The organism is Streptomyces sp. NPDC041940 (genome assembly GCF_055589465.1).
This window is the reverse complement of record NZ_JBVJBP010000015.1, coordinates 66601-79832: the sequence shown is the minus strand read 5'-3', so window position 1 is coordinate 79832 and position 13232 is coordinate 66601. Positions and strand designations below refer to the sequence as shown.

General features: G+C 73.2%; 11 protein-coding genes. 5 read left to right on the top strand and 6 right to left on the bottom strand.

Annotation, left to right across the window (positions count from 1 at the left end):
* Window positions 1-38: 38 nt before the first annotated feature.
* From ACZ6I3_RS24655 to ACZ6I3_RS24645, 3 genes are all read right to left on the bottom strand, one after another.
* Entirely contained in the window at window positions 39-725 is a 687-nt protein-coding gene (locus tag ACZ6I3_RS24655) for an ABC transporter ATP-binding protein (RefSeq protein WP_469417406.1), read from the bottom strand.
* Window positions 722-1255, bottom strand: a complete 534-nt coding sequence (locus tag ACZ6I3_RS24650; protein ID WP_469417405.1) for a PadR family transcriptional regulator — start codon at window positions 1253-1255, stop codon at window positions 722-724. Before ACZ6I3_RS24650 ends, ACZ6I3_RS24655 begins: the two co-directional genes overlap by 4 nt.
* Before the next feature lie 81 nt (window positions 1256-1336).
* Window positions 1337-4243: a beta-N-acetylglucosaminidase domain-containing protein gene (locus tag ACZ6I3_RS24645; protein WP_469417403.1), complete on the bottom strand. Its 2907-nt coding sequence runs from the start codon at window positions 4241-4243 to the stop codon at window positions 1337-1339.
* Window positions 4244-4507: 264 nt separating this feature from the next.
* On the opposite strand from ACZ6I3_RS24645, the gene ACZ6I3_RS24640 reads away from it, so the two are divergent.
* From ACZ6I3_RS24640 to ACZ6I3_RS24630, 3 genes are all read left to right on the top strand, one after another.
* Window positions 4508-4777 (top strand): hypothetical protein, encoded by a 270-nt coding sequence (locus ACZ6I3_RS24640; RefSeq protein WP_469417401.1) that lies wholly within the window; start codon window positions 4508-4510, stop codon window positions 4775-4777.
* An 8-nt stretch (window positions 4778-4785) separates the two neighbouring features.
* Complete coding sequence (gene malQ, locus ACZ6I3_RS24635; RefSeq protein ID WP_469417399.1) at window positions 4786-6882, top strand: 4-alpha-glucanotransferase; 2097 nt, start codon at window positions 4786-4788, stop codon at window positions 6880-6882.
* 61 nt (window positions 6883-6943) lie between these two features.
* Window positions 6944-7231: a hypothetical protein gene (locus ACZ6I3_RS24630; protein ID WP_469417397.1), complete on the top strand. Its 288-nt coding sequence runs from the start codon at window positions 6944-6946 to the stop codon at window positions 7229-7231.
* A 23-nt stretch (window positions 7232-7254) separates the two neighbouring features.
* On the opposite strand, the gene ACZ6I3_RS24625 is transcribed toward ACZ6I3_RS24630, so the two are convergent.
* Entirely contained in the window at window positions 7255-7776 is a 522-nt protein-coding gene (locus ACZ6I3_RS24625) for a MarR family winged helix-turn-helix transcriptional regulator (RefSeq protein WP_469417395.1), read from the bottom strand.
* 106 nt (window positions 7777-7882) lie between these two features.
* Between ACZ6I3_RS24625 and ACZ6I3_RS24620 the strand changes: the two genes are divergently transcribed.
* Window positions 7883-8836 carry an EamA family transporter gene (locus ACZ6I3_RS24620; protein ID WP_469417394.1) on the top strand — a complete coding sequence of 318 codons (954 nt, stop codon included), beginning with the start codon at window positions 7883-7885 and terminating at the stop codon, window positions 8834-8836.
* Between the two features lie 14 nt (window positions 8837-8850).
* Here the strand turns inward: ACZ6I3_RS24620 and pepN are convergent, their stop codons facing one another.
* A complete protein-coding gene (gene pepN / locus ACZ6I3_RS24615; RefSeq protein WP_469417392.1) occupies window positions 8851-11430 on the bottom strand; it encodes an aminopeptidase N in 2580 nt (859 codons plus the stop codon).
* A 171-nt stretch (window positions 11431-11601) separates the two neighbouring features.
* On the opposite strand from pepN, the gene ACZ6I3_RS24610 reads away from it, so the two are divergent.
* On the top strand, window positions 11602-12078 hold the full coding sequence (locus ACZ6I3_RS24610) for a DUF1203 domain-containing protein (RefSeq protein ID WP_469417391.1): 477 nt from the start codon (window positions 11602-11604) through the stop codon (window positions 12076-12078).
* On the opposite strand, the gene ACZ6I3_RS24605 is transcribed toward ACZ6I3_RS24610, so the two are convergent.
* Window positions 12075-13091 carry an aspartate-semialdehyde dehydrogenase gene (locus ACZ6I3_RS24605; RefSeq protein ID WP_469417389.1) on the bottom strand — a complete coding sequence of 339 codons (1017 nt, stop codon included), beginning with the start codon at window positions 13089-13091 and terminating at the stop codon, window positions 12075-12077. The two genes, ACZ6I3_RS24610 and ACZ6I3_RS24605, sit on opposite strands and share 4 nt — an antisense overlap.
* Window positions 13092-13232: the final 141 nt, after the last annotated feature.

Here is a 13232-nt window from a genome sequence, read left to right as displayed (position 1 = left end):
CGGGGGTCGCGGGAGTCGCGGGGACCGCGGGGCGGAGTTCATGCCGCCACCCCCGTCGGTGCCACGCTGCCGTCCCGCAGCTGCACTTCCCGGTCCGCGTACGCCGCCACCTGGGCGTCGTGGGTGATCAGCAGGACCGCCGTCTCCGACTCGCGGGCCGTGTGCACCAGGGCCGTCATGACCTGTTCGCCCGCCAGTGAGTCCAGCGCGCCCGTCGGTTCGTCGGCGAAGACCACCTTCGGGCCGGTGACCAGGGCCCGGGCCAGTGCGGCCCGCTGTGCCTGGCCGCCGCTCAGCTCGCCCGGCCGCAGGTCCTCCTGACCGCGCACCCCGAACCGCTCCAGCCACTCACCGGCCCGGGCCCGCGCCCGGGCGCGGTCGGTGCCGGCCAGCAGCAGCGGCAGGGCGACGTTGTCCAGGGCCGTCAGCTCGGGGATGAGCTGCCCGAACTGGAACACCACGCCGAACTCGGTGCGGCGCAGTTCGCTCAGCCGCTTCTCGGGCAGGTCGTCGAGGCGCCGTCCGTCGTACGTCACCGAGCCCTCGTCCGGGCGGACGATCCCGGCGAGGCAGTGCAGCAGTGTCGACTTCCCGCTGCCGCTCGGGCCGGTCACGGCGAGGATCTCGCCGGGGCGCAGTTCGACCGACGCGCCGCGCAGGGCGGGTGTCCTGCCGTGCGCCTTGGTGAGGCCACGGGCCGTGAGGAGAGGCACGGGTCTGCTCATACTGCGTCGACCTCCGCGGTCAGGGTGGTGAGCCGGGCCGCCGTGGTGGTCATCCAGCGGAGGTCGGCGTCGAGGTGGTTGACGGCGTAGTCCGCCGAGAGCACGGTCGCCAGGTCCGCGCCCTTGGCGGCCTTGAGCGCCGTCAGTTCCCGCATCCGCTCCATGTGGGCGGCGCGCTGGGCGCTCAGATACCCGGCCGGGTCGCCGCCCGAGAGGATCGCGACGACGACCTTGGCGAAGATCTCGTTGGCCACGAAGGGGGCGGGCGGTGCGATCTCCCCGGCCCAGCGGGCCAGTTCGCCGGCCCCCTCGTCCGTCGCGCGGTACATCGTCCGCTCCGGACCCCCGTCCGAGTCGGTGCCCTCGACCTCGGCGAGGCCGTCCCGGACGAGACGCTGGAGGGTCGTGTAGACCTGCCCGTAGGCCAGGGGGCGGGCCTGCGGGAAGCGGTCGTCGTGGCGTCGCTTGAGGTCGTAGCCGTGGCTCGGACCCGAGGCGAGCAGGCCCAGCAGGATGTGGCGGGTGCTCATGCCGATCATTATGCACTGAGTATATGTACTGAGTGAATAGTGATCGGTGGAAAGAAGTGCGTGCCGCATGTGCGGGGCTGCTCACTCGGTGATGGCGTACGCCTCCGCCGACCACAGCGAAATCCCGAACCGCGTGGCCCGCTTGTCGCCCTGCACCCGTACGAACCGCACGTCCCGCTCGTCCATGCGGACGCTCTCGCGGCCGCCCCGGCTGTCCCGGACCGTCGCCGCCGTGCGCCAGCGGCGGCCGTCCGCCGACACCTGGACGCGGTACGCCGAGGGGTGGGCGTCCTGCCAGCGCAGCGCGACCTGCCCGAGCCGCGCCGGGCGGGGGAGCTCGACCTGCCACCAGGCGCCGTCGTCGGCCGGGGACGACCAGCGCGTGTCCGGGGCGCCGTCGTTCGCCGCCGACGCCGGGAAGTCGGGCGTCTCGTCGGCCGAGGAACGTGCCGTGCCGGTGCGGGCCAGGTCGGGGCCGCCGGTGGGCGGGTAGGCGTGGACGGTGAGCGTGCGGGTCGCTCCCGCGAAGCCCAGCCGGATGTCGTACGACCGCATCGGCGTGCCGCGCTCGACGGTCACCTCGACGGGGACCTCCGCCCGCGTGCCGCGCTCCACGGTCAGCTCGCCCTTCGGCACCCGGACCCGCACGCCCTCGGGCGCCTCCACGGTGAGCCTGCCGCGGGCGTCGGCGGGCCGCAGCGAGCCCAGCCCGGCGGACAGCCGCAGGACCCGGCCGGTCTCGGCGTCCACCTCGTCACGCTCCAGCTCCAGGGAGCCGGCGGGGGAGTCCTCGAACCAGGGGACGAGATGGCGCACCCGGGCCGGAGCGGGTCCGGCGACCCGCACGGCGTCCACGGGCGGGTCGGCCCGCGCCTCGCCCGCGCCCGGACCGGCGGTCCCGTCGGCGTTCCGGCCCCGCACCCGCACCTCGGTCGCGCCCGAACCCGACAACCTGCCGATCGGGCGCCAGCCCCGGCCCGGTACGTGCGCCTCGACCGTGCCCTCGGTACCGGGGTCGGTGAGGACCGTCACCGTCGTCAGGGGACGGGGGCGGGGGAAGCGCAGGGTGCGGTCGTCCGACGGGGAACCGGGGTTGCGGGGCGGCTCGTGGTCGATGCCCGCCCAGGACGCGTACGCCTTCTGCGCCCGCCGCAGGAAGGGGTCCAGGACGTCCGTGCCGACCTCGGCCCGGGCCTGCTCCAGCCCGGCCCGCAGGGCGCCCAGCCTGCGATACGCCGTCCAGGCCGCCGACGTGTCCCCGGCGCGCTGCGCGTCCAGCATGTCGAGCGCGGCCGTGCCCGCCTCGCCGTAGCCGGCCAGCTGCTCGGACCAGGGGGCGACCTCGGAGGCGAGGGCGGTGTCCGAGAGCCGCCGGGGCAGCTCGCGCAGCACGGTGAAGGCCTCGCGCAGCCGCCGCGCGGCGTCACCGCCCGGCGTGCGGTCACGCCAGTACGCCTCGGTCAGCGGGCGCAGATACGCCGACTCCTCGTCGTTAAGCACCGACGACGCGTCGTTCCCGGCAAGCGCCGCCAGGGCCTGCTCGCGGCGCCGGTCCCCGCCCGCCAGGTCGGCGATCGCGGCGCGCCAGGACTCCCCGGGGCTGTAGGAACGCGGGTTCCACGCGTAGTCGGCGGCGGTGAACAGCGGGATGCGGGACGCCTCCGGCTGCTGCATCGCGTTGGCGAGCAGGGCGGCGGAGCCGGTCGCGACGGCGGGCTCACGGCCCTGGTAGGGGCCGAGGAAGATACGGCCGGGGTCGTAGTCGTTGACCGGGTAGTTGTCCATCGTGACCAGCGGGTGCCCGAGCGCCTCCCGCGCGTCGGCCAGCTCCCCGCCCGTGATCGTGCGGGGCACCACCCCGACGCCCGTCCACGCCACCTCGACACCCTGGTCCAGCTCGCTCGCCAGCGCCCGCCGGTAGTCGGTCGTGCCGTCCTCGTAGTACTCCGTCGGCATCAGCGACAGACCGGCGGCGCCGGGGTGCCGCTTTGTAAGGTGCCGGGCCACCGCGTTCGCCACCCGGGACTGCGCCTCCGCCGCCGCCCGCGGGCCGGAGCCGAACCGGTCGGCGTCCGCCTCGCAGTGCCACTCGCTGTAGCTGACGTCCTGGAACTGGAGCTGGAAGGCCCGGAAGCCCAGCGCCCACATCGCGTCGATCTTGCGCGTCAACGCCCGCACGTCGGCGTCCGACGCGAAGCACATCGCCTGCCCCGGGGCCACCGCCCAGCCGAGCTTCACATGGTTGCCGCGGGCCCGTTCCGCCAGCTCCCGGAACTCGGCCCGCTGCTTCGCCGGGTACGGCTCACGCCAGCGGGCCTGCCGGTAGAGATCGTCGCCCGGGGCGTACAGGTAACGGTTCTGCTTGGTACGCCCCAGGAAGCCGACCTGCGCCATCCGCTGCCGGTGCGTCCACGCGGTGCCGTAGAAACCCTCGGTGATACCGCGTACGGCGGTGCCGGGCCAGTCGCGTACGACGGCCGCCGCGATCGTGCCGTCGGGACGCAGCAGCTGCCGCAGCGTCTGCACGGCGTGGAACAGCCCGTCCTCGCCGGTTCCGGTGAGGGAGACGGCGCCCCGGCCGACGGTCAGCTCGTAGCCCCCGGAGGGGAGGGCGCGGCGGTCGTTCCGGCGGACGGGCTCCGCCCCCGCCCGCACGACCAGGGCGCCGGGCGCGGCGGTATCCGTGACGCGGCGGGCCCCGGCCTGCCGCAGCAGCTCGCGCAGGGCCTCCACGGCGTGGCGGTCCGCCGACGGGTCCGTGAGCAGCGCGACCTCGTCGGTGACCGTGACCGGGGCGCCGTTCGCGCGCAGCGACTGCGGGCGCGGCCAGACGGAGAGGCCGGCTCCGGCCGTGTCGGTGTCGGGCGTCGGTGTCGCGGCCCTGCCGGGGGCGGGCGGAGCCGCCACCGCGGCGGGCGGGGCGCCGAGGCTTCCGGCGACGACGGCGACCGCGAGGGCGACTGCCCGCTTTCCACGCCGCAGTCCCACAGGCCCCCTCCAGATGTGTCCGACGGACGCGACAGATGTCCGACAGCTGTGCCGACCGGGACGACGAGCCCACCACCCGCCCGGTGAAGGTGTCAACGAGAGTGGCCGTTGTGACCGATTTACCGGAATCTTGACAGAGTGGAGGGGAGTGGAATGTGAGCAGGAGCACGATGTTCGGCCTGGGACGTCTGCCATCGCGTCGACTGGGTAGGGCTGCGATAGCCATCGAAAGTTGAACCCGACAAGCACGATCAGGAGGCCCCCGTGGCTGCGATGACTTTCCTTCCGCTCCCGGCCCCGTCCAAACCCGTGGCGGACACGTCCGCCGACCTCGACCCCCACTACGACGATCCGCGCTACGAAGACCCCCACTACTGCGTCTTCAGCTCCGAGAACACCTGCGCCGAGCCCCCGCTCACCAGCGAGCCCCCGCTCCCTGACGCCGAGCCCCTCACCAGCGAGCCGCCGCTCGCCGAATCCGCCCCGCTGACCAGCGAGCACTCCGCCCTCATTCCGGACTTCCCGGGGATCTAGGGGCCTCTATGACCGCACCGCGGCCGGCCGAACCGCCCTCCGAGGACCTGTCCCGCCTCGCCGACCTGCACGGCGTCGCGACCTCTTACAGCCCGTCCCCGGACCGTACGGTCGCGGCCTCGGCCACCGCGGTCACCCTGACCCTGGCCGCTCTCGGCGTGGACGCGAGCACGCCCGGCGCCGTCCGCGCCGCGCTCGCCGCCCGGGAGCGGGAACAGGCCGCACGACTGCTGCCGCCCACGGTGGTCGGCTGGGGCGTCAGCCCCCCGGCCGCCCTGGCCGCGCTCCCCGAGGGCACCCTGCTGCGCATCGAGACCGAGCAGGGCGGGACACGCGACTCGGCCGAGCGGCTCCCGCCCGGCGTCCACCGGCTGACCGCCACGGCCCCCGACGGCCGCGCAGCCGACGCCCACCTGATCATCGCCCCGGCCCGGCTGCCCACGCCGCCCGGACGCTCGTACGGACTGCTCGTCCAGCTCTACTCCCTCCTCTCCCGCCGCTCCTGGGGCATGGGCGACCTCGGCGACCTCGCCGAACTGGCCGGCTGGGCCGGGCGGTCGCTCGGCGCCGGGTTCGTCCAGGTCAACCCGCTGCACGCGGCCGTGCCCGGCGTCCCCACCGACCCCTCCCCGTACCGCCCCTCCTCGCGCCGCTTCCCCGACCCCGTGCACCTGAGGATCGAGGACATCCCCGAGTGCGCCTACGTCGAGGACCCCCAGCGGCTGCGCGCGCTGCTGGGGAGATCCGGACGGCTGCGCGAAGCCGTGCTGGAGAAGGGCGCGCTGATCGACCGGGACGCCGTCTGGGAGCTGAAGCGGGAGGCGCTCGGGCTGCTGTGCGAGGTGCCGCTCGGCCCCGGCAGACGCGCCGCCTACCGCGACTTCCTCGCCGCGCAGGGCCAGGCCCTGGAGGACCACGCCACCTGGTGCGCGCTCGCCGAGGTGCACGGCCCGGACTGGCACCGCTGGCCGACCGGCCTGCGCGACCCCCGCTCGGCCGACACCGACCGCGCCCGGGGCGGCCTCATGGACCGGGTGGACTTCTGGTCGCGGCTCGCCTGGCTCACCGACACCCAGCTGACCGCGGCGCAGCGCGCGGGCCGCGAGGCCGGGATGCCGGTCGGGATCGTGCACGACCTCGCGGTCGGCGTCCACCCCGTCGGCGCCGACGCCTGGGCGCAGCAGGAGTACTTCGCCGCCGGCATGTCGGTGGGCGCGCCCCCGGACGCCTTCAACGCCCGCGGCCAGGACTGGGGCCTGCCGCCCTGGCGCCCCGACCGCCTCGCCGACTCGGGCTACGCCCCCTTCCGCGAGCTGCTCCGCGCCCTGTTCCGCTACGCCGGAGCGCTGCGCATCGACCACGTCATGGGCCTGTTCCGGCTGTGGTGGGTCCCCCAGGGCCGGCCGCCCACCGAGGGCACCTACGTCCGCTACGACGCCGAGGCCATGCTCGCCGTGCTCGTCCTGGAGGCCTCCCGGTCCGGGGCGCCGGTGATCGGCGAGGACCTGGGCACCGTGGAACCCGGCGTCCGCGAGGCGCTGCGCGAGCGCGGGGTGCTCGGCACGTCCGTGCTGTGGTTCGAACGCGACTGGGAGGGCGACGGCCTCCCCCTGCCCCCCGACGACTGGCGCGCCGACTGCCTGGCCACCGCCACCACCCACGATCTGCCCTCCACGGCCGCCCGCCTCACCGGCGAGCACGTCGAACTCCGCGACAGCCTCGGCCTGCTCGCCCGCCCGCTCGACGAGGAGCGCGCCGAGGCCGCCGCCGACACCGGCGAGTGGCTGTCCGTGCTCGCCCGCCTCGGCCTGCTGCACGGCACCGGCGGCGGCACCGACACCTCCTCGGAGGAGGCCGAGATCCAGGCCGTCCACCGCTTCCTGCTGCGCACCCCGGCCCGTATGGTCGGCGTCTGGCTCCCGGACGGGGTCGGCGACCGCCGCCCGCAGAACCTCCCGGGCACCTGGGACCAGTACCCGAACTGGCGGCTCCCGATCGCGGACGCGGGGGGACGCCCCGTGACGCTGGAGGAACTGGCGGCGTCGCCCCGACTGCACGCCCTCGTCGAGGTGTTGCGGGAACCGGGCGGCCCGTCCGGCGGCTGAAGGCGACTCTTACGGCACCCCGGGCGCGCGGCCCCCGGGGGCGTTGGATACTTTTGACACCGTGGACAAGAAGAACGCCCTGCGCGCCGGCGCCCTGGCAGCCGGAACGACGCTCATGATGCTGCTCGTGTCGTCCCCCGCCTTCGCGGTCAGCCGCGACGACGGTGACGACCCCGGCCCGGGCCTGAGCGTCATCGAGACGCTGGGCCTCTTCGTCGTGGCCCCCATCGTGCTGTACCTGGTCATCCACGGTCTGGTGGTGATCGGCGACAAGTCGCACAAGAAGAAGGACACGACCAGCTCCAACATCGCCACCAGGGCCGGCGCCGAGGCCGAATCCAAGGCCTGATCAGGGGAGTCCCGGAGGGGGAGTCACCGCCCGGCTGCCCTCTCCGTCCCCGCCAGCAGTTCCCTCAGCAGGCCGGCCAGTTGGCCGGCCTGTTTCTCGTCGAGGCCGGACAGGGCCTCCGTCTGGACCGCCAGCCCCGCGACGGCCGCCTCGTCGATGAGGCGCAGTCCCTCCTCCGTGAGCGTCACCTGAAGCCCCCGCCGGTCGTGCGGATCGGGGGAGCGGCGCAGCAGCCCGGCCCGCTCCAGCTTGTCCAGGCGGCCGGTCATCCCGCCCGTGGTGAGCATCAGCGTCTCCGACAGCCGGCGCGGTGAGAGCGTGTAGGGCTCGCCGGAGCGGCGCAGGGTCGCCAGGACGTCGAACTCGCCGCGGGAGACCCCGAACCGTCCGTAGGTGTCGTCCAGGCGGTCGGTCATCGCGCGGGCCAGCCGGTAGACCCGGCCGAAGACCTCCATCGCCCGGGTGTCGAGCTCCGGGCGGACCGTCCCCCACTGGTCGATGATCGCGTCGACAGGGTCCCTGCGCTGCTCGGGGCGTTCGTTCATGGCACGAGTATCGGCCGCCGTTCGGTCACCCGCAAGAAAGTAGCTTGACGAAAAGTTACTTAGAGCTAAGCTACTTTCTACTGACCTACTTCGAAGGGTGCCTCCCATGGCCTCCTCCCGCCCCGAGCTCATCGCCCTCACCGCCCTCGCCCCCGTCTCCTGGGGCACGACCTACGCGGTCACCACCGAGTTCCTCCCGGCCGACCGCCCCCTGTTCACCGGCCTGATGCGCGCCCTGCCCGCCGGACTGCTGCTGCTCGCCCTGGCCCGGGTGCTGCCGCGCGGTGCCTGGTGGTGGAAGGCGGCGGTGCTCGGCGCGCTGAACATCGGCGCCTTCTTCCCGCTGCTGTTCCTCTCGGCGTACCGGCTGCCCGGCGGCATGGCGGCGGTCGTCGGCTCGGCCGGGCCGCTCTTCGTGGCAGGCCTCGCGGCGCTGCTGCTCGGGCAGCGGCCGACCCCGCGCACGCTGCTGACCGGGGCCGTGGCCGCGTTCGGCGTCAGCCTCGTCGTCCTGCGCGCGGCCGGGGCGCTGGACGCGCTCGGCCTGCTGGCCGCCCTGGCCTCCACGGCCTCCATGTCCACCGGCACGGTCCTCACCCAACGCTGGGGGCGGCCTCCCGGCGTCGGCCCACTCGCCCTCACCGGCTGGCAGCTGACCGCGGGAGGCCTGCTCATCGCGCCGCTCGCCTTCCTGGCCGAGGGCGCGCCGCCGGCACTCGACGCCCGGGCGGCCGGCGGCTACCTCTACCTCGCCGTCGCCAACACGGCGGTCGCCTACTGGCTCTGGTTCCGCGGCATCGGCCGCCTCACCGCCACCCAGGTCACCTTCCTCGGCCCGCTCTCCCCGCTGACCGCGGCCGTCGTCGGCTGGGCGGCGCTCGGACAGGCGCTGACGCCCGTGCAGCTGGTGGGCATGGCGCTGGCGTTCGGGGCGACGGTGGCGGGGCAGATCGGGGCTCGGCCGATGGTGCCGCGGCGGGAGGGGGCCATGCAGACAAAGCCGGCGGAAGACCGGCCGGTCACGGAAAGGGGCGCCCGGCACATCGCCGGGCGCCCCTGAGCCGTAGCCGCTGCCTACCGGCCGGCCGCCGCGTCCGCCTGCTGGGCCCGCAGCGCGCGTTCCACGCCCGCGCGGGACTCCGAGACCAGGCGCCTGAGGGCCGCGTTCGGGGCCGCGGCCGTCAGCCAGGCGTCGGTCTTGTCCAGGGTCTCCTGGGAGACCTGGACGGTCGGGTAGAGGCCGACGGCGATCTGCTGGGCCATCTCGTGGGAGCGGGACCCCCAGATGTCCTTGACCACCTCGAAGTACCGGTCCGCGTACGGGGCGAGCACCTCACGCTGGTCGGTCTGGACGAAACCGCCGATGACCGCCTCCTGAACGGCGTTCGGCAGCTTGTCGGAGTCGACGACCGACGCCCACGCCTCCGCCTTGGCCTCCTCGGTCGGGCGGGAGGCCCGGGCGGTGGCGGCGTGCCGCTCACCGGCGGCCGTACGGTCACGGTCGTACTCGCCCGCGATCTCCGCCTCGTCGAACCGGCCGACCGCGGCGAGCCGCTGCACGAACGACCACCGCAGCTCCGTGTCGACGACCAGGCCCTCGACGGTCTGCGAGCCGTCCAGCAGCGCGTCCAGCACGTCCAGCTGCTCGGGCGTGCGGGCCGTCGCGGCGAACGCGCGCGCCCACGCCAGCTGGTGGTCGCTGCCCGGCGCCGCCGCCCGCAGATGGGCCAGCGTCGCATCCGTCCAGCGGGCCAGCAGCGCCTCGCGGGCGGCCGGGTCGGCGTACAGGTCGATGGCCAGCTTCACCTGGCGGTGCAGCGACTGCACCACGCCGATGTCCGACTCCTTGCCGATGCCGGACAGCACCAGGGCCAGGTAGTCGCGGGCCGCGAGTTCGGCGTCGCGGGTCATGTCCCAGGCCGACGCCCAGCACAGGGCACGGGGCAGGGAGGACTGGAAGTCGCCGAGATGCTCCGTGACGACGGCCAGGGACTGCTCGTCCAGGCGGACCTTCGCGTACGACAGGTCGTCGTCGTTGAGCAGGATCACGGCCGGGCGGCGCTTGCCCACCAGCTGCGGTACGGCCGTCAGCTCGCCGTCCACGTCCAGCTCGATGCGCTCCTCGCGGACCAGCTTGCCGCTCTCGTCGTCCAGTTCGTAGAGGCCGACGGCGATGCGGTGCGGCCGCAGGGTCGGCTCGCCCTTGGCGCCCGTGGGCAGGGCCGGGGCCTCCTGGTGGATGGCGAACGACGTGACGACACCGTCGGAGTCGGTCTCGATCCGCGGGCGCAGGACGTTGATGCCGGCCGTCTCCAGCCACGCCTTCGACCAGGCCTTCAGATCACGCCCCGAGGTCTCCTCCAGGGCGCCCAGCAGATCGGACAGACGCGTGTTGCCGAACGCGTGCGCCTTGAAGTACGCCTGCACGCCCCGGAAGAACTCGTCCTCGCCGACGTACGCGACGAGCTGCTTCAGAACGGAAGCCCCCTTCGCGTAGGTGATGCCGTCGAAGTTGACGAGCACGTCGTCCAGGTCGTTGATCTCGGCCATGATCGGGTGCGTCGACGGCAGCTGGTCCTGGCGGTACGCCCACGTCTTCATGGAGTTGGCGAACGTGGTCCAGGAGTGCGGCCAGCGCGACTCGGGGTGCGCCGACTGGCAGGCGATCGACGTGTACGTGGCGAACGACTCGTTCAGCCACAGGTCGTTCCACCACTCCATGGTCACGAGGTCGCCGAACCACATGTGGGCCAGCTCGTGCAGGATGGTCTCCGCACGCACCTCGTACGCCGCGTCCGTCACCTTCGACCGGAACACGTACTGGTCGCGGATGGTCACCGCGCCCGCGTTCTCCATCGCGCCCGCGTTGAACTCCGGCACGAACAGCTGGTCGTACTTCTCGAACGGGTACGTGTAGTCGAACTTCTCCTGGAACCACTCGAAGCCCTGCCGGGTCACCTCGAAGATGGCGTCCGAGTCGAGGTACTCGGCGAGCGAGGGACGGCAGTAGATGCCGAGCGGGACGGACTGGCCGTCCTTCTCGTACACGCTGTGCACGGAGTGGTACGGGCCGACGATCAGCGCCGTGATGTACGACGAGATGCGCGGCGTCGGCTCGAACGCCCAGACGTTGTCCTGGGCCTCCGGAGTGGGCGAGTTGGAGATGACCGTCCAGCCCTCCGGCGCCCTCACGGTGAACTGGAAGGTCGCCTTGAGGTCCGGCTGCTCGAAGCTCGCGAACACCCGGCGGGCGTCCGGAACCTCGAACTGGGTGTAGAGGTAGGCCTGGTCGTCGACCGGGTCGACGAACCGGTGCAGGCCCTCACCGGTGTTGGTGTACGCGCAGTCGGCGACCACCCGGAGGATGTTGCGGCCCTGGAGCAGCTCGGGCAGGGCGATCCGGGAGTCCGCGAAGACATCGGCGGGGTCGAGGGAGTCCCCGTTCAGGGTCACCTCGTGCACGGCCGGGGCGACGAGGTCGATGAACGACTCGGCACCGTTCTCGGCGGTCACATCGAAGCGCACCGTGGTCACGGACCGGTAGGTGCCGCCCTCCTGCGCGCCGGAGAGATCGAGCTCGATCTCGTACGAGTCAACGGCGAGCAGCTGCGCCCGCTGCTGCGCCTCTTCGCGGGTCAGGTTTGTGCCAGGCACGCGGTCATCTCCTCGTTATGGGTGGGTTGCGTCATCTTTCCACGGCAGCCTGGCATCAATCGACGATCTGGGCGTCTCCTAGGGTTACCCCTCGGCAGGCCGCTGTCCGGCGGGAACGCGACGTCCGGAATCCGCCGGTGCCCCGGGCCCGCGCGAGCGAACCTGATGAGCATGACGACGACCTACAGCGCACTGCCCATCACTCCGCGCGCCCTGAAGGACCTCCGCACCACGGACGACGCGGGCCGGCCCACCACCCCGTTCACCGACGCCGAGGGCGGAGCACCGCTCCGCTGCTGCCTGCGCCGGGCCGAGCCCGGCGAACGCCTCGCCCTGGTCTCCTACGCTCCACTGCGCCGCTGGGCGGCGGAGCGGGGCGTCAACCCCGGCGCCTACGACGAACAGGGCCCGGTCTTCATCCACGCCGAGGAGTGCGCCGGACCGGAGACCGACGCCCTGCCCTTCACCGACAGCCATCGCACGGTCCGCCGCTACTCGGCCGACGGGCGCATCCTGGGCGGCCGGCTGGTCGGGGACGGCGCCTTCGAGGAGGCCTTCACGGAAGCATTCGACGACCCGGCCGTGGCGCTCGTCCACGTCCGGGCCGTCGAGTACGGCTGCTTCTACTACGAGGTGCGCAGGGACTAGCCCTTCAGCTCCGCCGCCACCAGCTCCGCGATCTGGATCGCGTTCAGGGCCGCGCCCTTGCGGAGGTTGTCGTTGGAGAGGAAGAGGGCCAGGCCGTTGTCCACCGTCTCGTCGCGCCGGATGCGGCCGACGTAGGAGGGGTCCTGGCCGGCGGCCTGGAGGGGGGTGGGGATGTCGGTGACGACGACGCCCGGGGCGTCCGCCAGCAGCTCCGTCGCCCGCTCGGGGGAGATCGGCCGGGCGAAGCGGGCGTTGACCTGGAGGGAGTGGCCGGAGAAGACCGGGACGCGCACGCAGGTGCCGGAGACCTTCAGCTCGGGGATCTCCAGGATCTTGCGGGACTCGTTGCGGAGCTTCTGCTCCTCGTCGGTCTCGTTCAGGCCGTCGTCGACGATGTTGCCCGCAAGCGGCAGCACGTTGAAGGCGATGGGGCGCTTGTAGACGCCCGGCTCGGGGAAGTCGACCGCTTCGCCGTCGTGGGTGAGCTGGTCGGCGTCGGCGACGACCTTCTGCGTCTGGCCGTGCAGCTCGGCGACGCCCGCGAGACCGGAGCCGGAGACGGCCTGGTACGTGGCGACGACCAGGGCCTCCAGGCCCGCCTCGTCGTGCAGCGGACGCAGGACCGGCATGGCGGCCATCGTCGTGCAGTTCGGGTTGGCGATGATGCCCTTGGGGCGGTCCTTGATCGCGTGCGGGTTCACCTCGGAGACGACCAAGGGCACCTCGGGGTGCTTGCGCCACGCGGAGGAGTTGTCGATCACGACGGCGCCCTGGGAGGCGACCTTCTCGGCCAGCGCCTTGGAGGTGGCACCGCCCGCGGAGAACAGCACGATGTCCAGGCCGGTGTAGTCGGCGGTCGAGGCGTCCTCCACCGTCACACCGTCCAGCTCCGAGCCCGCCGAGCGGGCCGAGGCGAACAGGCGCAGCTCGGTGACCGGGAAGTTCCGTTCCTTGAGGATCCTGCGCATGACCGTGCCGACCTGTCCGGTGGCTCCGACGATTCCGACCCTCACGGTGACTCCCTCTCCTGCGTCTCTTCACATGCTCGTTGCTTGGCCGAGGCTTTTCCATCATGCGGCCGACCACGGCCCATCTGTCCACTTCTTTCCCCGGGCTGTCCGGTGAGTGGGACGAGATGTCCCGCTCCTCGGTTG

Coding starts and splice junctions, on each gene's coding strand:
- ACZ6I3_RS24655 (WP_469417406.1), bottom strand. CDS start 725: ATGAGCAGACCCGTGCCTCTCCTCACGGCCCGTGGCCTCACCAAGGCG.
- ACZ6I3_RS24650 (WP_469417405.1), bottom strand. CDS start 1,255: ATGAGCACCCGCCACATCCTGCTGGGCCTGCTCGCCTCGGGTCCGAGC.
- malQ (WP_469417399.1), top strand. CDS start 4,786: ATGACCGCACCGCGGCCGGCCGAACCGCCCTCCGAGGACCTGTCCCGC.
- ACZ6I3_RS24625 (WP_469417395.1), bottom strand. CDS start 7,776: ATGAACGAACGCCCCGAGCAGCGCAGGGACCCTGTCGACGCGATCATC.
- ACZ6I3_RS24620 (WP_469417394.1), top strand. CDS start 7,883: ATGGCCTCCTCCCGCCCCGAGCTCATCGCCCTCACCGCCCTCGCCCCC.
- ACZ6I3_RS24610 (WP_469417391.1), top strand. CDS start 11,602: ATGACGACGACCTACAGCGCACTGCCCATCACTCCGCGCGCCCTGAAG.